Source organism: Paenibacillus sp. GCM10027626, assembly GCF_042676285.1.
Taxonomy (GTDB): domain Bacteria; phylum Bacillota; class Bacilli; order Paenibacillales; family Paenibacillaceae; genus Paenibacillus_Z.
In genome coordinates this window covers 86,587-107,033 of record NZ_JBHTHC010000020.1, presented here as the reverse complement: position 1 = coordinate 107,033, position 20,447 = coordinate 86,587, and the positions used below count along the sequence as shown (strand labels likewise).

20 protein-coding genes are annotated in these 20,447 nt (G+C 47.6%); 11 read left to right on the top strand and 9 right to left on the bottom strand.

Annotated features, from left to right (window positions below; genetic code table 11):
* Nucleotides 1-97: 97 nt before the first annotated feature.
* From rsbW to ACFQ0N_RS29355, 4 genes are all read right to left on the bottom strand, one after another.
* Nucleotides 98-526, bottom strand: a complete 429-nt coding sequence (gene rsbW / locus ACFQ0N_RS29370) for an anti-sigma B factor RsbW (protein ID WP_379333166.1) — start codon at nucleotides 524-526, stop codon at nucleotides 98-100.
* Between the two features lie 2 nt (nucleotides 527-528).
* On the bottom strand, nucleotides 529-855 hold the full coding sequence (locus ACFQ0N_RS29365) for an STAS domain-containing protein (protein ID WP_379333164.1): 327 nt from the start codon (nucleotides 853-855) through the stop codon (nucleotides 529-531).
* Between the two features lie 41 nt (nucleotides 856-896).
* The gene (locus ACFQ0N_RS29360; RefSeq protein ID WP_379333162.1) at nucleotides 897-2,033 is read right to left on the bottom strand and encodes a PP2C family protein-serine/threonine phosphatase; all 1,137 of its coding nucleotides are present in this window, start codon (nucleotides 2,031-2,033) and stop codon (nucleotides 897-899) included.
* A 158-nt stretch (nucleotides 2,034-2,191) separates the two neighbouring features.
* Nucleotides 2,192-2,593: a YflT domain-containing protein gene (locus ACFQ0N_RS29355; protein ID WP_379333160.1), complete on the bottom strand. Its 402-nt coding sequence runs from the start codon at nucleotides 2,591-2,593 to the stop codon at nucleotides 2,192-2,194.
* Between the two features lie 262 nt (nucleotides 2,594-2,855).
* On the opposite strand from ACFQ0N_RS29355, the gene ACFQ0N_RS29350 reads away from it, so the two are divergent.
* From ACFQ0N_RS29350 to ACFQ0N_RS29325, 6 genes are all read left to right on the top strand, one after another.
* A complete protein-coding gene (locus tag ACFQ0N_RS29350) occupies nucleotides 2,856-3,707 on the top strand; it encodes an alpha/beta fold hydrolase (protein WP_379333158.1) in 852 nt (283 codons plus the stop codon).
* 299 nt (nucleotides 3,708-4,006) lie between these two features.
* Nucleotides 4,007-5,176: a GntR family transcriptional regulator gene (locus tag ACFQ0N_RS29345; protein ID WP_379333156.1), complete on the top strand. Its 1,170-nt coding sequence runs from the start codon at nucleotides 4,007-4,009 to the stop codon at nucleotides 5,174-5,176.
* A gap of 275 nt (nucleotides 5,177-5,451) precedes the next feature.
* Nucleotides 5,452-6,417, top strand: a complete 966-nt coding sequence (locus ACFQ0N_RS29340) for an ABC transporter permease (RefSeq protein ID WP_379333154.1) — start codon at nucleotides 5,452-5,454, stop codon at nucleotides 6,415-6,417.
* Nucleotides 6,418-6,436: 19 nt separating this feature from the next.
* On the top strand, nucleotides 6,437-7,330 hold the full coding sequence (locus tag ACFQ0N_RS29335; protein ID WP_379333152.1) for a carbohydrate ABC transporter permease: 894 nt from the start codon (nucleotides 6,437-6,439) through the stop codon (nucleotides 7,328-7,330).
* Between the two features lie 103 nt (nucleotides 7,331-7,433).
* Nucleotides 7,434-9,077: an extracellular solute-binding protein gene (locus ACFQ0N_RS29330; RefSeq protein ID WP_379333150.1), complete on the top strand. Its 1,644-nt coding sequence runs from the start codon at nucleotides 7,434-7,436 to the stop codon at nucleotides 9,075-9,077.
* A gap of 239 nt (nucleotides 9,078-9,316) precedes the next feature.
* Nucleotides 9,317-10,294, top strand: coding sequence for an Rpn family recombination-promoting nuclease/putative transposase (locus tag ACFQ0N_RS29325; RefSeq protein ID WP_379333241.1), 978 nt, complete (start codon nucleotides 9,317-9,319; stop codon nucleotides 10,292-10,294).
* 642 nt (nucleotides 10,295-10,936) lie between these two features.
* Here ACFQ0N_RS29325 and ACFQ0N_RS29320 read toward each other — a convergent pair.
* From ACFQ0N_RS29320 to ACFQ0N_RS29310, 3 genes are all read right to left on the bottom strand, one after another.
* On the bottom strand, nucleotides 10,937-12,262 hold the full coding sequence (locus ACFQ0N_RS29320) for a DUF4179 domain-containing protein (RefSeq protein WP_379333148.1): 1,326 nt from the start codon (nucleotides 12,260-12,262) through the stop codon (nucleotides 10,937-10,939).
* Complete coding sequence (locus ACFQ0N_RS29315) at nucleotides 12,249-12,785, bottom strand: sigma-70 family RNA polymerase sigma factor (protein WP_379333146.1); 537 nt, start codon at nucleotides 12,783-12,785, stop codon at nucleotides 12,249-12,251. The genes ACFQ0N_RS29320 and ACFQ0N_RS29315 overlap by 14 nt, the downstream gene beginning before the upstream one ends.
* 408 nt (nucleotides 12,786-13,193) lie before the next feature.
* Entirely contained in the window at nucleotides 13,194-14,312 is a 1,119-nt protein-coding gene (locus tag ACFQ0N_RS29310) for a GntR family transcriptional regulator (protein WP_379333144.1), read from the bottom strand.
* 444 nt (nucleotides 14,313-14,756) lie between these two features.
* On the opposite strand from ACFQ0N_RS29310, the gene ACFQ0N_RS29305 reads away from it, so the two are divergent.
* From ACFQ0N_RS29305 to ACFQ0N_RS29295, 3 genes are read left to right on the top strand one after another with little or no spacing between them, the layout of a single operon-like run.
* A complete protein-coding gene (locus ACFQ0N_RS29305) occupies nucleotides 14,757-15,401 on the top strand; it encodes a cyclase family protein (RefSeq protein ID WP_379333142.1) in 645 nt (214 codons plus the stop codon).
* 31 nt (nucleotides 15,402-15,432) lie between these two features.
* A complete protein-coding gene (locus ACFQ0N_RS29300) occupies nucleotides 15,433-16,401 on the top strand; it encodes a C-terminal binding protein (RefSeq protein WP_379333140.1) in 969 nt (322 codons plus the stop codon).
* Between the two features lie 33 nt (nucleotides 16,402-16,434).
* Nucleotides 16,435-17,466: a zinc-dependent alcohol dehydrogenase gene (locus ACFQ0N_RS29295; protein WP_379333138.1), complete on the top strand. Its 1,032-nt coding sequence runs from the start codon at nucleotides 16,435-16,437 to the stop codon at nucleotides 17,464-17,466.
* 381 nt (nucleotides 17,467-17,847) lie between these two features.
* Here the strand turns inward: ACFQ0N_RS29295 and ACFQ0N_RS29290 are convergent, their stop codons facing one another.
* Together ACFQ0N_RS29290 and ACFQ0N_RS29285 are read right to left on the bottom strand one after the other, a co-directional pair.
* The gene (locus ACFQ0N_RS29290) at nucleotides 17,848-18,099 is read right to left on the bottom strand and encodes a hypothetical protein (protein WP_379333136.1); all 252 of its coding nucleotides are present in this window, start codon (nucleotides 18,097-18,099) and stop codon (nucleotides 17,848-17,850) included.
* Between the two features lie 169 nt (nucleotides 18,100-18,268).
* The gene (locus tag ACFQ0N_RS29285; protein WP_379333134.1) at nucleotides 18,269-18,679 is read right to left on the bottom strand and encodes a hypothetical protein; all 411 of its coding nucleotides are present in this window, start codon (nucleotides 18,677-18,679) and stop codon (nucleotides 18,269-18,271) included.
* Between the two features lie 185 nt (nucleotides 18,680-18,864).
* Between ACFQ0N_RS29285 and ACFQ0N_RS29280 the strand changes: the two genes are divergently transcribed.
* Together ACFQ0N_RS29280 and ACFQ0N_RS29275 are read left to right on the top strand one after the other, a co-directional pair.
* Nucleotides 18,865-19,905 carry a CobW family GTP-binding protein gene (locus ACFQ0N_RS29280; RefSeq protein ID WP_379333132.1) on the top strand — a complete coding sequence of 347 codons (1,041 nt, stop codon included), beginning with the start codon at nucleotides 18,865-18,867 and terminating at the stop codon, nucleotides 19,903-19,905.
* A gap of 26 nt (nucleotides 19,906-19,931) precedes the next feature.
* Entirely contained in the window at nucleotides 19,932-20,399 is a 468-nt protein-coding gene (locus ACFQ0N_RS29275) for a hypothetical protein (RefSeq protein ID WP_379333130.1), read from the top strand.
* Nucleotides 20,400-20,447: the final 48 nt, after the last annotated feature.

The following is a 20,447-nucleotide window of genomic DNA, read 5'->3' as shown; positions in this document are numbered from 1 at the left end:
TTGTTGCTGGAAGGCATATACCGGGCTTATGGTTTTGACCAACATGACAAAGAAGAGCCTGTCAAGTGATCGCTTGAACGGGCTCCTCTGTCAAGCATCATTGCTTAATACTTTTCATTAATGTCACTTCAGTCATTAGATCCCTTGTTTCAACCGAAACTTCATCCATCAGTGCCTGCATGAGATAAAGACCCAAACCGCCGATAGGCAGATCGCTAATATTCGTCATCGATGGCAGAGGATTAGCCTTGTCTAACGCCTCATTATGCGCAAATGTCGACCCTTTATTTTTAATTTTGATCACGATCTTGGCGTCGCTATGCTTGAAGCAGATTTCAATGCTGTTGTTCTCAGAGGCTTGGGAGCCGTGCAGCACGGCGTTGTTGCAGGCTTCGGAAACAGCAACCTTCATATCCTCAATATCTTCATAGGAAAAGCCTATTTTTGTAGCAATGCCATAAAGGCATACGCGAACTACATCAATATAATCAGCTTGTGATGGAATTTGCAAACGGATTTCTTCCATAGCTAAACTTCGGTCCCTTCTGTTAAATATCCGGATATGCCTGTCAAATTAAATAGACGCTTTATAGAAGGGGGGATATCCTGAACGATAAAGGGAGCATGCAAATCGTCGCGAATTTTCAAGATGGAAACAATAATTCCAATTCCAGTACTATCAATATAAGTTAATTCTTTAAAGTTGAGAATCAGAGCTTTTTCATCTTGCTTCACAATAGGGCCAAGCACAGCCCGGAATTGATGCACAGCTGCAAGATCCAATTCTCCGCTCACATATAAGATGTACGCTTCATTCGTTTCTTCTTGTCGCACATGAAATTTTTTAGCTGACATTCGCTTCACTCCGGTCATTATAATTTAGTCATGAATTTAGATTACTTGCTCCGTACTTTGACTAGGCAAATATCGTCCTTTTGATTGGTGCTGTTACATTCGGGAAGCATTTGTTGGATGATTTCAGCAGGCTCCAGGCCCTTTTTATTGTCCAGTAAGGTGACCAAGTGCTCCGCAGCAATCTCCGAGCCATGCTCGATGGCATCTGTTAATCCGTCCGTATATAAAATAATGTTTAGCTCTTTTTTATAATGCAGTCTTTTTTTCTTTACATTCAGCGTATTGAATAATCCGATTGCTCCGCAGCTATGCTCCAGCAGCTCTATGCGGTCATCGGCATAGGCAATGCCTGCCGGATGGCCGGCGTTTACATATTCAAATGTTTTCTCCATCGTATCAATAACCATATAAATTGCCGTAAAATAATAATTGATTAACTCATCTTCCATATGCAGCTGATTCATATAACGGTTAAGCTCAAGCACAGCTTGCTCCATATCAGACATGCGAGTAATGGTATCCCTTAATATAGAGGATATATACATGCATACCAAGGATGCGGAAATACCATGACCCATCATATCTAATAAAATAACGCCGTAACGATGCCGATCGATTTGGTACCAGCCGTAGAAATCGCCGGCAAGCTCGGAGGAGGGCTGGTAGACGGCGCTAATTTCGATGTTTTCATCATCAATGGCTTTGCTTAATACACTGCGCTGCACCTGCTTGGCAAGCTCCAGCTTATTTTTCATCCGTGTATCTCGTTCTTTATGCCAGTCGATTTCCTTCTTCAGCCTCAAGGCAGAGCGAATACGGGCCAGCAGCTCCATACGATTAATCGGTTTCATTACATAATCACTGGCTCCGGCATCGAGCGCTTCGGCCATTTTGCTCGAATCGCCCACTGCGGTAACGAATATAATCGGGATATCTTTGAAGCGGTCATCCGCTTGCAATATTTTACACGCCTCCAAACCATCGACTGCAGGCATCATCAAATCCATTAGGATGAGTTCCGCATCTCTTACTTTCACAATTCTGGAGTGAACTCCTAAAATATCAAATAATTTTTGGGCGGAGGAGGCGAAGATCAAGTCCGTGTAACCAGCTTTGTTTAAAATTGCTTTAACAACGAGCTGGTTGGCCGTATTGTCATCGACGATTATGATGCTCATTGGCAAACCTCCTCTTCTTGATTGGTTCCGGGTTCCGTGTAATCTCACTATACCATACTGGCAGATGCGGTGTGTGAACATGCAGGGTTGTCCCAAAAGTCGCTGCGTATGGGCCAGCGACTTTTGGGACAACCCTTTTAAAGCGATTGGAATGAAATTCAATAATAGGTGTAATAGAATACGGCCGGGTCAAAATCTTCCCCGTAGTATTCTTTTCCGCCCCACGCAATGACCAGAACTTTATCCCGGTCCATTTCAACCTCCAGACGTTCCGCATCATATTTGGAAATGCCGAGCGATCTCATTTTGGCACGGAGCTCATCTCCAGTGGAACGGAACAGATTGGAAATGGCTGTCCCTATGCCTTCCTCCGCGATCCCGATTGTGCCCGCATCCGTCTTGTCTGCAATGCGGGAGGTTCGATCTCTGTCATGGGCGAGTATGAAAATATTGTCTTGTTCATACCCTTCATTTTGAAAGAACCGTATTTGCTCTTCAACCTCTGTGATGCTGTCCACGATACGCACCTTTGTAGCTGAAAGATCTGTTTGCTTGTTCATAGAAAACTCCTCCTTCATGTAATCTGCCAAAAATAAGCAAGGCGATAAACAAGATCATTTGTTGACTAGCTTGATAGATTAATAACCCATTTATCCGATGTTGAAACAGCTTCGCATAACAAAAGCGGCACTGCTCATGTCATAAGAATTCCCTATTAATGAAGCGGGAATTTATATCGCTACAAATTGTTTCAAGCAACTCGAAATTGGTTTACAAGAATAGAAAGCCAAAACTAAATTTAAATAAGGTAGGTGTTCAACGATGAAAGAGCACACGATTAATGTGAACGGTGTTGCGCTGGTTTATGAAGAATGTGGAGAGCTTAACGAGCGGACGGTGATCCTGCTGCACGGTTTTTGCGGATCGTCTTATTACTGGCATAAAGTTTGTCCGCTGTTAAGTGATCAATATCGGGTGATCATGCCGCAATTGCGTGGTCATGGCAGTTCATCTGCTCCGGACAGCATTTATTCAATGGAGGCAATGGCTGATGATATATATGGACTAATCGAGACATTAAGTTTAGACCAAGTAGTAATGTTCGGTCATTCTCTGGGCGGCTATGTTGCACTTGCCTTTGCGGAACAATATAAAGACAAATTGTTGGGATTAGGGCTGATTCACTCTACGGCATTGCCGGATACAGAAGAGATAAAGCAGAAGCGGCGACAAGACATGATGGATATATCGGTTAATGGCATCCAAAGCTATATCAAAAGGCTGGTTCCCAAGTTATTTACGGAGTCTAAGCAAGGGGAATGGCAAGGCGAAATGTACGACTTGATCCGCGTAGGCTGTAAGACGAACCAAGAAGGAGCCATCCGCACGCTTCAAGGCATGACGGAGCGTCCGGACCGCAGCCATGTGCTGGCTGAAGCGACTTACCCCATCCTGCTAGTAGCAGGTGCTGAGGATGAGGTCATATGTCCGCTTGAAACCTTCTCGATTAACGAAGAAGACACGCCAAATTCAACTTTTAGTTACCCGCATATATTGGAAAACACATTTGAAGATGTATCGCATATGAGTCTGGTCGAAGTGCCAAATCAGTTATCTCGTGTCATTGCGAACTATTTGAAAAGTCTTTATGAGAAAGTGGAACTGAGGGATTAACTAGTTTAATGATAAAATAACGCCCTGGTCGCAGCTGACTGGGGCGATTATTTAGGCACAAGCGACCCGGGCGGAAGCTGTCGTAATTATTATGCGGGCCATAGATAAATTGAAGCAGTAGGACGGATGAGCCGTCTCCTAGTAGTTGCTGACTACTGGGAGGCGGCTTTTTTGACCACATAAGAATTTATCTGTAATCAAAAGATCAATTGTTCAAGCATTTGACATATAAAAATATGACGTTAAAATTAATGTCATAACATTAAGAGATAAAAATGAGCCAATGGACGTGAGCCTGTTTGAAAACAAAAAAGAAACCTTTATATGAGATTGTGCTGGACCATTTGCTAGAGCAGATTCATTCCCGGCAGCTATCCCCGGGCGATCAGATTCCGACAGAGCAGGAGCTTTCCCAAACCTTTAATGTGAGTCGAATTACGGCGATGCGCGCTGTGAAAGAGCTTGAGCATAAAGGCTTTGTATACCGGAGAAAAGCGGTTGGGACATTCGTATCTCCGGAAAAGGAGTGGGCAGAGGCTGCTGCTGAGGGCGGCAGGAGAAGCGGCGCAGCTCAGTCCTTATCGCTGATTTCGGTTATTTTGCCGTTCGGCGAGGAGATCGGCTACGATATTTTGCATGGGGCTGAACAGGCGGCCAGAATGCAAGGCTATTACGTTACTTTGCACAATTCTTTGCGAGATCCGGTCAGAGAAAGAGAGATTATTGAACAATTGCGGCAGGACGGGGTGCAAGGCATTGTGTTGTATCCGTGTACAAGCTCAAGCAGTATCGATATTGTGAGCGATTTGATGGTGAGCAAGTTCCCGTTTATCGTGATTGACCGCAATATCGTTGGCATTGAGGTTCCTGCGGTCGTCTCCAATAATTTTCAAGGAAGCTACGGCATCACAAGCCATCTTATTGCGCTTGGCCATCGGAAAATCGCTTTTTTGTGCGGCGAGATGCTGGAAATGGAGTCGGCCGGGGAGCGTTACCGGGGCTATTGCAAGGCGCTGATCGATAACGGTATCCCGCTAAGGAAAGATTGGGTGATCAACACGCCGATTGATTTGAATCAAAGCATGGCACTCCCTTATGATGAACGCAAAGTAGTGATGCAAACTGTAATTGAACGATGGTTTGTAGAACTGGCGTCTAAGGATAGACCGACAGCCGTTGTTGTACTGAATGATATTACGGCAGTCTCGCTCCTAAATAAGGCAATTGAACATGGGATACGTGTGCCCGAGGAATTGTCGATTACAGGCTTTGATAATTTGTCTTTTACCAAGCATCTCGATGTACCGCTAACGACGGTGGAGCAATCCTTCTTTAAAATGGGCGAGGAAGCCGTCAATATGCTGATTGGCGATATTCGTTCCGGAACGAACGAAATTCGCAAAGTTGTGCTGGATACGGAAGTCATTATCCGGAAATCTACGGCTGCACCAATAGAAAGTGTGACATAAAGGCATGGAGAGGGCTGAGGGGCCAATCTCCGTGCTTTTTATTGTTATGACATTTAAAGGCGATAAAACACGGATCGGATCGGAAAGGTCATTATTTGGCCGAAAAACAGATAAAAATGACGTATTTTCTCATGTTGACAGGTAAGTGAATCCAATTTATAATGAATCCACACCTTAATGTTATAACAATATTTGGAGGGTTTAGTCTGTGTTGTATCCGTTTACATTCGGAGTGAAGATGGATGAAGTAAGATGTCTGAAAGCGGGGGCTTAGGATGGAGAATGATGGAACAGCAAGCGTAGTGAATCTGGCCAAGAGTCGAGTGCAAAGCAAATCTGACCGGAGAATGAAGCGAATATTAAAAAATTGGCAATTATATTTATTTATTTTGCCAGCCTTCGCAGCAGTCATTCTGTTCAATTATGTTCCAATCTACGGGGTGCAAATTGCGTTTAAAAACTTTATACCGACAAAGGGGATATGGGGAAGCGATTGGGTAGGCTTCACACACTTTATTCGCTTCTTTGATTCTTATTATTTTTGGACGTTAATCTGGAATACGCTTGGCATTAGTATTTACTCGCTGCTTGTCGGATTTCCGATTCCGATCTTGCTGGCGCTCGGGTTAAATGAACTGCGCAACGGCGCTTTCAAGAAAAGCGTGCAAACGATTACATATGCACCGCATTTTATATCGGTTGTCGTTATGGCCGGCATCATCATTGCCTTCCTCTCTCCGGAGACGGGGATCGTTAATCGCTTTATTGGATTGTTTGGCTTCGAGCCTGTATCGTTCATGTCGGAGGCGGGATGGTTCAAAACGGTCTACGTATTTTCCGATGTGTGGCAAAACATGGGGTGGGGAACGGTCATCTATATCGCGGCATTGGCAGGAATTGACCCGCAGCAGCATGAAGCGGCGATTATGGACGGGGCGTCCCGACTGCGCCGGATCTGGCATGTGAACCTGCCCGGCATTTCCTCGACGATTATTATTTTGCTCATTTTAAGTACCGGCGGTATTTTGAGCGTCGGCTTTGAAAAAATATTGCTGCTGCAAAATCAGCTCAATCAGGATTCATCGGATGTGATTTCTACCTATGTCTATCGGAGCGGCTTAAGGCAGGCGCAATACAGCTTTTCATCTGCGGTCGGATTGTTTAATTCGGTGATCAATTTCATTATTCTTGTCGTGGTGAACTGGATTGCCAGACGTAAAAGTGAAGCGAGTTTGTGGTAAATGAGAGGGGGCTGCAAGAATGAGAAGGGAGTCAATGGGCGATCGGCTGTTTATCGCGGCTAATGCAGGCATGATGCTGCTCGTCATGCTATTGGTACTATATCCGCTTATCTACATCATAAGTGCGTCAATCAGCGATCCGCTTTATGTGAAGAACGGCCAGATGTGGCTCATTCCTAAAGGGATTACTTTTGAAGGCTATGAGCGGGTATTTCGCAATATGGAAATTTGGACGGGGTACAGAAACACGATCTTTTATACCGTCGCCGGTACAGCGATTAATTTGTTGTTTACCATCCCGTGCGCTTACGCGTTATCTCGCAGAGATTTGGTTGGACGCAATACGATTACGGCCTTATTTATTTTTACGATGTTTTTTGGCGGAGGGCTGGTGCCTTTCTACTTACTCATTAAAAATTTGGGACTGCTTAATACGCCGTGGGTGATGGTGCTTCCGGGCGCGGTCTCAGTCTGGAATGTGTTCATTGCCCGCACGTTTTTTCAAAGCACGGTGCCGCGAGAGCTGGAAGAGGCTGCGGAAATTGACGGCTGCTCCAACTTTAAATTGTTTGCCAAAATTATATTGCCGCTGTCGGCTCCGATTATTGCTGTGATGGCGCTGTTTTATGGGGTGGGACATTGGAATGGTTATTTCAACGCTCTCATCTTCTTAAAGGATCGCGCCTGGTTCCCTCTGCAGCTCATCTTGCGCGAAATATTAATTATTAATCAGATGAGCGACGGAGCGATGATGGGCGGCGCTCAGGCTGAAGCGCAAGCGGAGCAGGCGCGTATTGCGGAAATCGTGAAGTATTCGGTCATTATTGTCTCGACATTGCCGGTTATCGTCGTTTATCCATTTTTGCAACGGTACTTTGTCAAGGGCGTTATGATCGGATCAGTCAAAGGCTAGTCGCCAGTCAGGTTCGGATGACTGTGAGAGGGGGGATGCTGAGCTGAATGACTGGCAGCAAATTAAGAGGCAAATATTATTTCATTTCATAGGGGGAACATGTATGGCAAAGATGTGGAATCGGCGTTTTTTGTCTATTACGGCACTGACGGTAGCGGCTTCGCTTTCAATTACTGCATGCTCTGGAGATAACGGGAACAAGACGAATACGGGAGGGGCCGACAAGGCGGGAGCCAATAAGGGTCAAGGTTCGAACGTCAATACAGAAGGGGAAATGGCTTCCAGCGAACCGATCACGATGAAAATGATGGGCTACAAGCATCCGATTCATGGCCCGTGGGAAGAAATGATATTTTTTAAGGAAATGGAGAAAAGGACAAACATTAAGTTTGTGTTTGACACGCCGCCTTCGGAGGGCTATGAGGAGAAGAAGAACCTGGCTTTTGCCAGCGGAGAGGTGCCGGATGTCTTTTTTGGCGCCAACCTGACGCCGGGTGAAGAAATTAAATACGGCTCACAGGGCGTTCTTCTGCCGCTTGAAGATTTGATTGAGGAGCATGCGCCGAATATTAAAGCGATGTTTGAAGAAATGCCGGACGTTAAGCAGTCGGTGACAACGCCGGACGGACATATTTATGCCCTGCCTCACGTCAATAAAGCTTCGATTGCCGTAGCGCCTACGACATGGGTGAATGGCGATTGGCTGAACAATCTGAACATTACCGAGCTGCCGACTACTGTCGAAGGGTTGTATGAGCTGCTCAAAAACTTCAAAGACAATGATGCCAACAAAAATGGCCAGGCGGATGAAATTCCGCTCGGCACGAACAATAAAATGAAGGATTTCCATAGCGTCATTTTGCCGGCCTTCGGCGTCTGGGGCAGAGAGGTCTATGTCGATGACGACGGCAAGGTGCACTATGGAGCAATGACGGACGGCTATAAGGCGTACTTGCAATTTATGAATCGTTTGTGGAAGGAAAAGCTCGTTGATCCGGCATCTTATACGGATACATTTACGGAGATGAGCGCGAAAGGAAAGGAAAATAAAGTCGGCATGTTCGTTCATGCTGCGCCATTTCTTGGCTTTAAGGTAGATAAACCGGAGGATAATCTGAAATATCCGGTATTACCGGCACTGTCAAGCGACATCAATCCAACGAACACTGCAGCAATTAGCGCGGGTATTGTACGCGGCGTATTCGCGATTACAAGCCAAAACCCGGACCCTGTTCGTACCATTCAGTGGGTCGATTACTTGTATTCCAAAGAAGGTAGCATCTTTGTTCACTACGGCCCAGAGGGCGATCTGTGGGAATACGCTGATAAGGAAAAAGGGCTGCGGAAATATATTGAGCCGGCAAATGGGATGAATACGGAAGAATACCGCGGCACATTGACGCCTGACGTAGGTACGCCGCTGCCCAAATGGGTTCGTCCTGAAGTGGAGCGCGGCTGGGATGATGTCGGCCATGAGCATCGTTTCAAGGAGACAGAAGAGAAAATCATGCCGCATGCCAGATTGCCATTCCCGCTTATTTACTTTACGGCCGAAGAGCAGGATCAGATTGATGTCATTTCGACCGATTTGAAAACGTATCTGGATTCGATGGAAGCGAAGTTTATTACGGGGCAGGAATCATTCGATAAATGGGATAACTTTATTAATACATTGAAGAAGATGAATATCGAGCAATATGTAGAGATTAATCAGGCTGCTTACGACCGCTGGAAGGCGGCGAACTAAAGCTTACGGCTGCACACGGCATTCAGTTGCGGACGGTGTCATCACTGGAGTAAGATGGCAGAAGTATCAAAGGAGATATTGTGGAAAAAGATTGTACATTAGATTGAATTAAGGTATAATCACTTCAAAATGATAGCAACGGTCGTAAAGCATACGCCGTCCAAATCTTTCGCGCAAGCGGGGGGTTTTGGGCGGCGTTTTGTTTTTTGGCTAGGGAGGGGGAACTGGTTTTGATTGAAGTGGAGGAGGGAGGACGTCATGTTGTCCCGCATGATGAAGCATTCAAAAAGTTATTGCAAACTTTTTTCGCAGAATTTATCGCTTTGTTTTTTCCTGAACTGGATCGACTGCTGGATCATTCGCGCACACGGCTGCTTATGCAAGAATTGCTAGTCGATGTTGTTGGTCAAGAATCGCGCAGTTTGGATTTATTAGTGGAAACAAGGTATAAATCGCTGGATGCCTTTATTTTGGTACATATCGAGCCGCAATCCTATCGGCAAAGTGATTTTCATGAACGAATGTTTATTTACTTCAGCCGCCTATTTGAGAAGTATCGCAAGACGTATCCAATCATCATTCCGATCGCTATTTTTTCGGCAGATGATGTACGAGAAGAGCAGAATACGTTAACCATGACGATCCCTGAGCAGGATATCTTGTATTTTCATTTTTTTAAGGTTGAATTAAGGCGTCAGGATTGGCGGAGATTTATTACGTCGGATAATCCGGTAGCGGCTGCATTGTTAGCGAAAATGGGCTATAATAAGAAGGAAGAACGAGAAGTGAGAGCGGCCTATTTACGCATGATATTGCGACTCCAGAATAATTTGGACGAAGCACGAATGGCGCTCATCATGTCGGTGGCAGACTTGTATTTTAAACTCGATATGAAGCGGGATGAAGAGATCTTGCGTGCAATAAGTGAAGAGAACCCACAGGAAGGGGAGCAAATCATGAAGCTAATGCCAGCTTGGTCGCGTGCGGGGTATGAGGAAGGAATTAAAGAGGGAATTGAGAAAGGGATCGAACAAGGAATAGAGCAGGGAATAGAACAAGGGTTTCAACAAGGCGCTGAAAAAGGTAAGGAGACCGGCAAGACGATGGAACGCAAGCTCATTATCCAAAAATTTTTGGGCAAAGGTTTTTCTCCAGAGCAGCTAGCGGAAACGTTGGAGATCCCTGTGGATGAAATTAGGGAGCTTGGCAAGCAATAAACTTTTATTAAAGACTGCTGGGCAGTAGAGATGATCTACTGCTTAGCAGTCTTTTCCTTTCCTTGGAGCCCGAATAGATATAACTCAAAAGCAGATATGACCTATTTTTCAAAAGCGACCTGTTTACTTCAAAAGCTCATTTTATTATAAAATGGGAAATACTCTCTATGATTAATAATGTATGAAAATCTAGAATGATACTGAAAGCACCTCTGCATAAAGCATTTCGGAGAGCGGCTCCAATCCTTTATGCAGCAGGGCGTTTTGAAAGCCGTTGATGCGAATAGATAATCGACCATTAATGCCCCGATTTCCTTCGTATTGCAATAGACGCGGTTCGTCTGAATGTCCCGCATTGTACGCTCTACCATGACAACGGGATGTTTGTCCAGAACAGCCGCACGATTTCGTCAGTGAAATGCTGCTGCCTGCGGCTGTGAGCGTGGACCGCTCAGTTGGGGACGTTGGCAGCAGCCAAAGCCCATTCCAATCCTTCGATCTAATTGAAAGGAGCTGTGGGAGACAGCTCCTTTTGCTTTGCTTAACTTTGTGGATCCCACAGCAAAATCACAGATTGCCGTAAAGATCACTGTCAGTGCGAGGATATAACTCGGTTGGGACACCCGTCGATGGCAAACCTGATTAGGGTGCTATGGATATCGTCATTTCCAGATCCTTGGTGTAATTCGGCGGGGGAAGCTCCCTTGTCACGAAAGTCAGCTTCTGCTCCGGCCGGAAAGCCGGGAATTCCCGAATGAATTTGTAGTTAACCGGATCGACAGTTTCCGTAGCTTTGTCCAGCAGCAGGTGTTTCTTGCCGGTCTCGTCTTCGATCCACAACTGTGTGGATTGCAGGAACGGCTGACTTCCTTCCGTTTGGTAATGGACGAGGGTTTTATCTTTAAAATATTCCACTTTGGTCACGCTTAGCGCCCCGCTCTCTCCTTGGGGCAGTACGAGGGGGTGTTCTTCAGTCGGCGTTCCGGTCAACGGGAGCCTAGTTTCTTTTAAAGGCCCCGAGGAGGGAGCTTCCAAAACAGGCCTTACTTTAATCGATTTGGGCAGTTGCTCGGCTGGGCCAAACTGCTGTTTGAAGTCCATGATTTCATAATCTCCCTCGGTTCGTCCCCCGCCGCTTCCGCCGCGCCTCTCCAGCACGACGCCTTTATCATCGATGATGTCATAGTTGATGAATCCTTGCGCCTGCTTGGGCCGCTTGGTTTGTACAGTAAGTTCAGTAGAGCTTGGCGTAAAGATGACTTTCTGTACAGTCACAGTAAGGTCTCCATAAGTTCGAGTCATCATCGGCATCACTGCCTTGTTGCTGGAAGCGATTTTGCGGACGGGGAAGCTGAATTCCCATTTGCCATGCGTCTTGCCCACGTTGAAAACTGTCATGGTGAGATCAAATTCATCTGAAAACTCGGTCTCCGGAGTCAGATTGATAACCCCTGCATACGTATGGTCATCCACACGGCTTCCGGATCCGCTTCCAGGGGAATTAAAAGATTTTCCATTGATTTGAAATTCGGGATGTCCAAGCTCCTCTATTCCGCTAGCGGATTTCTGCAAGTAGCCGATACTCAAACGAGCCCCGTCATACATAACCTCATTTACCGTAATGGTAATTCCCTTAACTGTCACACTCTGGTTAACCTCGGTGACTAATCCTTTCTCATCCGCCATCTTAAGCCCATAATCGCCCGCTATGCGGAAGATGGATTGGATCCCCGGAACCTGCCGTAAAGCTGCCGCCATATCCGGCGAGACGAACGCCGACCCTAAAGTGCAGCCTGCCACCAGCGCAGCAGCCGTGGTTCCCCATAGGAAAGAACGCGCCTTCCGCTTTTGCCGCTCGGGAAGATTGTCCAAAGTCGAATCTATGCGAGTGCGTACTGTATCAGGCAGCTCCGTCGTGCGGTCCCGCGGTATTCCGGCGAGCTCCTTATCTAGATTAACAAGGTTCATAACTCATCTTCCTTTCTTCAGGTCCTTGCAAACGTTCCGCAAGCAGCAACCGCGCGCGGTGCAGACGGGATTTGATCGTTCCCTCGGGGGCTTCCAGCAATTCCGCAATCTGCTTAAGCGGCATATCTTCGTAATAATGAAGTGTAATCACCAGCTTGAGCGTGTCTTCCAGGTGGTTGACTGCCTCGCGCAAATCGATGTTCTCGTATACGTCAACGGATGAAGATTGGACCGCCGGCTCTTCGGAAGGTACCGTCCGCTTGTCTCTGCGAAGAATCTGGTTGCATTCGTTGATCAGGATGCGGAACAGCCATGTTTTGAAGTAGGCTGGATCTTTGAGTGCGGGGATCGCCTTCCATGCCTTAAGAATCGTCTCCTGAAGGGCATCCGCACAATCCTCGTCCCGCTTGACGATCGACCGTGCCACATCGTAAAGATTAATCTCGACCGTTCGAATGAGCCGGACAAAAGCCTCTTTGTCTCCTTTGCGGGCAAGCTTGATATCTGGTACTAGTTGCTGCACACGGGCATTCCTCCTTGCTTCTTGTAAGTGAATCCATTAATTAGATGGAGAAGCGAGCCGATCGGTTCACTCCTTTCGGTCTCTTTTTCGTCTGATGCCTGCCGGAGGCACTGTAAATGCAGAGATGACCTGTTGATGAGGGGAACTGTTTCTCTATTTTCGCGGGGCTACTTCGGGCGCGGTTACGCTTGCGGTCCGTCGTTACGCGGATTTGCGCCGGATGATTCGCGAGCAGACGGGAACGAATTTTCTGGAATATGTGCAGCAGCTGCGGATTTTAGGCAGTCAAAAAGGAGATGAAAACACCTCCTGTATGGAGCACGTTTCTTATTCAGAAGCAGCTTCTCTATGCAGGAGGTGTTTTCTATGGAACACGATAATGGAGCTGTTATCACCTGTTATGCGGTTTTACCGGGAAAGCTCAACCAGCTTGGGCGTAATTTTATGTTTGCGCGGCGCGGTCTGATTTTCGATTGTATCTACGATCATTTCGGCGGCGATCGTCCCCATTTCATAAGGCGATTGGTCGATATAGGCAACCGGATAGACGCAATCCGGCTGGAAAGTTGGCTGGTCGCAGCTGATGATTTTCATATGATGCATGCCGAGCATCGCGCAAGCCATCCCGACATAACGGGCGAGCAGGGCGTCTACAGTGGCAATTGCCTCCAAATGGCGATGCTGCTTAATGAAAGCAACAATTTCTTCCGGAATGGTATCGGCAGGCATCACTTCAAGGATAGATGGCGAAACCGATAATATATAGGATTCGGAGAGCGGCTCCAATCCTTTATGCAGCAGAGCGTTTTGAAAGCCGTTGATGCGATCGCTGACACCAATCGTATACAAGGAAGGATAGGTGACTAACCCGATATTTTTAACCTGCTGCTTCAATAGATAATCGACCATTAATTCCCCGATTTCCTTCGTATTGCAATAGACGCCGTTCGTCTGAATGTCCCGCATCGTACGCTCTACCATGACAACAGGATGTTTGTCCAGAATCAGCCGCACGATTTCGTCATTGAAATGCTGCTCCCCCTGGCTGGCCGCAATAATAAAACCGTCAACAGGAAGATGCAAAAAGTCATGAATCGCTTGGGATTCCTCTTCGCGGTTAGCAATTCGCTTAAAGATAAAATGGTAGGAAAGGCGGGTTAAGGCTGCTTCAATTCCGGATATAAGATGGGAGGAGTAATTGAACTCCATCCACGGCAAGATGAATCCGATCATTCTTTTCGTCTGCTGAACGGGCAAGGGGGAGGTGCTTGCAGCTGCTGTCAGCTGCGGTGCCGGCTGGCCATTGTCCCTTGCAGCGACGAACGTTCCTTTTCCGCGATGACGGTACAAATATCCGCTGTTTACGAGGCCGGTCATGGCATTTTTGGCTGTAATCCGGCTGACCTGGAATTGAGTGGCAATTTCCCGTTCAGGAGGAATTTGCTGATGCGGAGCCCAATGACCGTTTTCGATTTGCTGGACGATGTAGTCTTGTATTTGAGAATATAGCGGTTTTTCTGCGCTCATGTTTATTTGGCACCTCATATACTTTTTGTAAAAATATAAGAAAGCATAAGTTTTACTTTATACTTGGCTTATCTTTCAAAGGGAAGAAACTTGCTTCGAGACAAGGACGACGTCAGCCGTTTCTTCATGTGATTGCGAACAATGATGAGTAAAGTATATATGAATAGGTCCAACATATCAACCTCAGTATCTATTTTGAAATAAGCAGGTTAATAACACCGGTTTAATAGATGGGAGTTATTTTGATAGATCCAATATCTTGATAGAAGCATATTTAATGTATTGACATATCAATATTGAGGTGTTAATCTTTTTCGTGAAAGCGGTTAACATTTGGTTTTATAGGTGGTACAACATATAGACGCATGCTTTTTATTTGTCGTGATTGGATATACCTTTTGCTGTGTCTGGCCCAAATAATAGCCATTTTTAGGAGGTTACAGAATGAAAGGAAAACTGATTGATTTATCGCTGGATATTTATCATGCTGCGCCGACTTTTGCTTTTGATCCGAAATGCGCTGTAATCGTTCACAATACGGTGGACAGTATTGGTTATAACATTACACAGCTGTCGATGAGCACACATCAGGGGACGCATTTGGATGCGCCATTTCATTTTTTGGATGACGGGAAAACGGTTGAACAGCTGGACTTGAATAAATGCATCGGCAATGCGCTGCTTGTTGATTTGCCGCATAAGAAACCGAAGGAGCCGCTGACGGTGGAGGACTTCGCCCATGCAGCAGACCGGATCGGGGGAGGCACGCGGTTGATTTACCGGACAGACTGGGATAAACAGTTTCCGCAGAAGCATTATTTTTCCGATTTTCCTTATATGACGGTGGAACTGGCGGAATGGCTCGCAGAGCGGAAGATCGGCATGATCGGCATGGATGTGCCAACGCCCAACCCGACGGACTTTGACCCGGTTCACAAAATTTTGTTGCGTGCCGAGATTGTCATTGTAGAAGGTCTAGCGAATTTGGGGGATATCGGGAAAGAGGAGTTTTTCTTTATGGCTGCGCCATTACGGATAAAAGGCCGGGATGGATCGCCGGTGCGCGCGCTCGCGATGCTGCCGGAATGATGGAGTGGGTTAAGGGACAGGAGGGATATTAGTGAGCAAGTATATCGTTGCGGTTACAGATTCGGGCTTCCCCGATCTGGCGCAGGAAAAACGGATTTTGGAGCCGCTTGGCTTCCGCTTTGTTGAAGGGCAGTGCAAGACGGCGGGTGAGGTGATTGCGCTGTGCCGCGATGCGGATGCGATTTTGACGCAGTGGTCTCCGGTAACGGCGGAAGCGATCGAAGCCTTGGATAAATGCCGGGTGATCGTAAGGTATGGCATCGGTGTAGACAATGTCGATCTGGAAGCAGCCAGGCGTAAAAATATTCCGGTCGTCAATGTGCCCGACTATGCGATTCAGGAAGTAGCGGACCATGCTTTGTCGCTGATGCTCGCCATTGTCCGCAAAATTCCGCAGGTTGTGCAGCGGGTGCGCGCAGGGATATGGGAAATCTCGCCCTGCCGGCCGATTATCGGGCTGCAAGGAAAGACGCTCGGCGTGGCCGGGTTCGGCAATATTGCACGTGCGGTCGTCCAGCGGGGGCAAGCATTTGGGTTGCAGGCGATTGGCTATGATCCCTTTGTAAGTGAGGAGACTTTTGCTGCATTAGGCGCAGAAAAAGTGGATTGGGAGAGCTTGCTCGCGCGCAGCGATATGCTCTCGGTTCATATGCCGCTGACGAAAGAGACGAAGCATATATTTAATGAAGCGGCTTTTGGCGCGATGAAACGGTCGAGCTCCCTTATTAATACTTCGCGGGGCGGTACGGTCGATACGGCGGCTCTGATCAAGGCTTTGCAGGCTGGCGAGATCGCCGGAGCAGCGCTTGATGTGCTGGAGCATGAGCCGATTGCCCGGGATAATCCGCTGCTGCAGATAGAGCAGTGCATTGTGACGAGCCACTGCGCCTGGTATTCCGAGAGCTCACTGCTGCGCTTGCAGGAGTATGCAGCGCTCGAGATTAAGCGATTGTTCGGCGGTGAGCCGCTGCTTCATGTCGTTAACGGAGTGGGCCAATAACGGCAACAAAATTTTGGGGGATGGAGCGAAGCGATGAAAGCATTAGTCTACCAAGGCGCGAAGCAGATTGTGGTGGAAGAGCGGGAAATGCCGCAGCTGAAGCCAGGTGAAGCGATCATCCGCGTGGAAGCCGTCGGCATATGCGGCAGTGAATTAGAGGGCTATCTCGGTCATAGCAGCATACGAATACCGCCGCTTGTGATGGGGCATGAATTTTGCGGGATAATTGATCAATTGTCGGCAGGAGGGGCCGGAACGTTTCAGATTGGAGACCGGGTCATCGTCAACCCGCTTATCGCCTGCGGCATTTGTGACCGCTGCCAGCTGGGCAGAGCGAATATTTGCCGCAACCGGCAAATTATCGGCATTCATCGGCCGGGGGCCTTTACCGAATATGTGGCGGTTCCGCTGGCGAATATGCACCCTGTTCCGGGTACGATGGAGCCAAAGCTGGCTTCGCTGGCCGAGCCGCTTGCGGTGTGCATTCACGCTGTCAAGCTGGGGCTGCAGCCATTCGGGGATGCGGTTATTTTCGGAGCTGGGCCGATCGGCCTGCTGACACTCCAAACGGCGCTAGCTATGGGCGCGCGCAAAGTGCTGGTGGTCGACCGGCAAGCGGAACGGTTGGCATTTGCCAAAGGATTGGGGGCGGAAACAGCGGCCCCGGAAGAGACGGAAGCGCAGTGCCGCCATTTGTTCGGCAGCTGCGGCGTAGATACGATGATTGATTGTGTCGGCGTGAAAGCCACAAGGGAACAGGCGCTGCAGCTAGTGAATCCGGGAGGGACGGTCGTTCTGGTCGGGCTGGGTCAGGATCAATCGCTGGCCTCCTTTAATCATGCGGTGCGTCAGGAAATATCGCTTATTGGTTCTTATACGTATTCGAATGAAGACTTTGCGCAAGCGGTGCATCTGTTAGTGAACAGAAAAATTACCGACCGGCATTGGTCGGCGGCATGCAGCTTGCATGAGGCGCCGGCGATATTCGCCGCGTTGACGGACGGGACGGCGAAATTCAGCAAATATGTTATAAATCCGGCAGCGGAAAGGGGGGAAACTCGGTAACAATGTCAATGGGATTGGCATGCGGACCGACGATCCGTTAATTCGGCGAAAACAGGTGAATTCGAGGTATCGCGTATAAAGAATCCGTTATTTTCGGGTTTTGCCTGATTTTCACGGCAAGTTGAGGCTAACAACGGAACCAGGGTCCGCCGAAAAGCCGTTTGGGTTGTTTTGTTAACAGATAACGGATCTACGGTCCGCCTAGCTCACGCTCTTCCGTTTGCTGTTGAAGCGGAAATGGAACATATGTTCTGTTTTTGACCGACAGAAAACGCCACTCATTGGCAACCAGCTATTCTTCTGGCTCAACAGAATGTAGTCAGGTAGGAAGTTCAGGTTTATTGGTTGATGCTAATCGAGGCCCAGCCCAGAGCCTGTTTTCTACTTGCAGACAGCCATCCGTGATTCCATCCGTTTGACGATATTGTTGGTTTCGAGAGCAACTCTGGCTATTAACGGGAGAGCAGCCACGTCTTGCTTCGTAACCATATTTTCCTTTATCGCTGCGACATCGCTTTTCATGGCAGCCATATCGGACTTCATAGAAGTCATATCCAACTTCATGGAACTAATATCTAACTTCATGGAAACGATGTCCGTTTTCATAGAAGTCATGTCAGTTTTCAGGATCATCAAATCTGACTTCAAGGTGGTCATGTCGTCTTTTATGACAGACATATCGGATTGACAGTACTGATCTCATTTCGGATCGCCTTTAGTCCATTCAGAGTCTGATCCATGGTTGACTCTCTCATAGATTCATTCCCTATCATGTTGAAGTAGGCTTGCGGCTCAATGAATTCTAGCGATTTTTCAAAATTTCAATATCGGCTTCCATCTTGAGCTGGCGAGCGTTTAAAATATTAATACTTCGCGTATGTGCACTCAATTCGGCACGGGTCTCGTTTGTCTCCAACACGGCTCTCGCGATCAGAGGCAAATCAACAATATCCTCTTTAGTGGCCATCGTTTCTTTGATCATCCTGATATCGACCTGCATAGAAGTAATGTCGGCTTGCATGAAATTCATGTTTGACTGCATAGAAGTGATGTCGGATTTCACAGTGATCATGTCGTTTTTCAAAGCAGTAACATCGGATTTCACAGTGACCATGTCGTTTTTTAAAGCAGTGACATCGGATTTCACAGTAGTCATGTCAGATCGCAACGATTTTAACTCATCCAAAATTTGCAGCATAATTGGCTCGCTCATGGATTGTTTCACGCCTTTCGTTTGGTATAGAGCTATTCTATCAACAGGGGATAGGAAAGTATACAGGCATTGGGACGTACGAATTAGGGTTGACAAGGATTGGACCAGTAAGATAGCCTATTGCAATCGAAAGTAGGATATAATGGAGAGAAAGTGCAAGGCGTGGAAGAAAGGATGAAAGAGGCATGGAGCAGCAAGCGGATCATACTAACGTTAAACAAAAGGTGCCTGTCCATCTGCTGTCCGGTTTTTTAGGAAGCGGCAAGACTACACTGCTGAATCAGGCGATTCATTACTACCAGGCGGCTTATTTGAAAGTGGCTGTCATTATGAATGAACTTGGCGAGGTCAATTTGGACGGTCAGTTTGTTGATGAGCATGTGCCGATGGCCGAAATGCTTGGCGGCTGCATTTGCTGCACGATCCGCGGCGATCTGGGGATGGAGCTTAAATCGCTGCTCGATGAGCATCAACCGGATGTCGTATTGATCGAATCTACGGGGGCGGCGAACCCGCTGGAGATGATTGACGGGGTAACAGAAACATCTATGTATACTTATGTCGAGCTGCAATCGGTCATAACCGTAGTCGACGGTCCGGAATTGCTGGCCCGCAGCCGTAAAGGCGGGCGTACCTTCAAGCTGATGCAGGACCAAATCCGTTGCGCCACCGATCTTGTCGTTAATAAGGCGGATTTGCTGGCACCTGAGCAACTGGTGGAAGTAGAACAGCTTGTGCGGGAATGGAATGCCTATGCGCCGCTGACAGTAACGGTCCGCTGCGCAGTGGAGCCGGCATTTTTTGAGGGACGCGGGCAGAGCAGGCTTTATTCGCACACTCACCGGCATGATGGGCATGTATGCAGCGAGGGGTGTTCACATCATGAGGAGCATGCCGGGCATGAGCATGTCATGGCGCTCACATACTATTTGCCAGGGCGAGTGGACAGCCATAAATTCGAAGCTTTCATGAAGCAGCTGCCCGAAGAGGTTTATCGCGCAAAAGGGATCGTTGCCTTTTCCGATTTGCAGGGGCGATTCATGTTTCAATTTGCCTATCGTGAGCTGGAGTGTTTTCGCATTCGGCCGCAGGGACAGGTGAACGATGTTGCCGTTTTTATTGGCGAGCATTTCGAGAAAGATGAGCTGCAATCTCGTCTGGCTAAACTGTTCTCGGATGCGTCTGATGGATATGAAGCTGGGCGAATGGACAAACTATCCAACTGATGACCTTACGAAAGGGTGACAGATGGATGTTGAAAGCAAAAATGAAAGCCGTTCTATTGACTGTGGCCGGAGCATTGCTGGTGGCAACGGCACCGGCTGCCGCACAAGCGCCTGAAAGCCAGCAGCTTCCTTCCGATAACTATGCAACTGAGCAGCAAAAAAAGCATGATCATGGGCATGGGCATTGGCAAAAAGAGGATCGGGAAAAGCATATGGCGCGCCGGCTTAAGCATCTTCAGGAAGCGGCACAATATTTCGGCATTTCGATCGAGGGGAAATCGGCCAAAGAGCTGCATGCGGAGCTGAAGTCGATACGAACCTCCAATCCAGCCAAATGGGAGCAATTCAAAGCCGAGCGCAAAGCAAAGCGGCTGGCTGCTTTACAGGAAGAGGCGAAGCGGCTGGGTATATCTACCGAAGGCAAAACAACGAAGCAAATTTGCGCTGAGATTGTGAAAAAACGCAAACTGAACGGCAGCAAAGTGAAGCAATAGAACCGCTGATAAAAATGAGCTTCCGGACATTGCGAAGCGACCAACTTT

Excerpts from the sequence above, each read along its gene's own strand:
- rsbW (WP_379333166.1), bottom strand. The coding sequence starts at position 526 with ATGGAAGAAATCCGTTTGCAAATTCCATCACAAGCTGATTATATTGAT.
- ACFQ0N_RS29365 (WP_379333164.1), bottom strand. The coding sequence starts at position 855 with ATGTCAGCTAAAAAATTTCATGTGCGACAAGAAGAAACGAATGAAGCG.
- ACFQ0N_RS29360 (WP_379333162.1), bottom strand. The coding sequence starts at position 2,033 with ATGAGCATCATAATCGTCGATGACAATACGGCCAACCAGCTCGTTGTT.
- ACFQ0N_RS29355 (WP_379333160.1), bottom strand. The coding sequence starts at position 2,593 with ATGAACAAGCAAACAGATCTTTCAGCTACAAAGGTGCGTATCGTGGAC.
- ACFQ0N_RS29350 (WP_379333158.1), top strand. The coding sequence starts at position 2,856 with ATGAAAGAGCACACGATTAATGTGAACGGTGTTGCGCTGGTTTATGAA.
- ACFQ0N_RS29340 (WP_379333154.1), top strand. The coding sequence starts at position 5,452 with ATGGAGAATGATGGAACAGCAAGCGTAGTGAATCTGGCCAAGAGTCGA.
- ACFQ0N_RS29335 (WP_379333152.1), top strand. The coding sequence starts at position 6,437 with ATGAGAAGGGAGTCAATGGGCGATCGGCTGTTTATCGCGGCTAATGCA.
- ACFQ0N_RS29330 (WP_379333150.1), top strand. The coding sequence starts at position 7,434 with ATGGCAAAGATGTGGAATCGGCGTTTTTTGTCTATTACGGCACTGACG.
- ACFQ0N_RS29320 (WP_379333148.1), bottom strand. The coding sequence starts at position 12,262 with ATGAACCTTGTTAATCTAGATAAGGAGCTCGCCGGAATACCGCGGGAC.
- ACFQ0N_RS29310 (WP_379333144.1), bottom strand. The coding sequence starts at position 14,312 with ATGAGCGCAGAAAAACCGCTATATTCTCAAATACAAGACTACATCGTC.
- ACFQ0N_RS29305 (WP_379333142.1), top strand. The coding sequence starts at position 14,757 with ATGAAAGGAAAACTGATTGATTTATCGCTGGATATTTATCATGCTGCG.
- ACFQ0N_RS29295 (WP_379333138.1), top strand. The coding sequence starts at position 16,435 with ATGAAAGCATTAGTCTACCAAGGCGCGAAGCAGATTGTGGTGGAAGAG.
- ACFQ0N_RS29290 (WP_379333136.1), bottom strand. The coding sequence starts at position 18,099 with ATGATCCTGAAAACTGACATGACTTCTATGAAAACGGACATCGTTTCC.
- ACFQ0N_RS29285 (WP_379333134.1), bottom strand. The coding sequence starts at position 18,679 with ATGAGCGAGCCAATTATGCTGCAAATTTTGGATGAGTTAAAATCGTTG.
- ACFQ0N_RS29280 (WP_379333132.1), top strand. The coding sequence starts at position 18,865 with ATGGAGCAGCAAGCGGATCATACTAACGTTAAACAAAAGGTGCCTGTC.
- ACFQ0N_RS29275 (WP_379333130.1), top strand. The coding sequence starts at position 19,932 with ATGTTGAAAGCAAAAATGAAAGCCGTTCTATTGACTGTGGCCGGAGCA.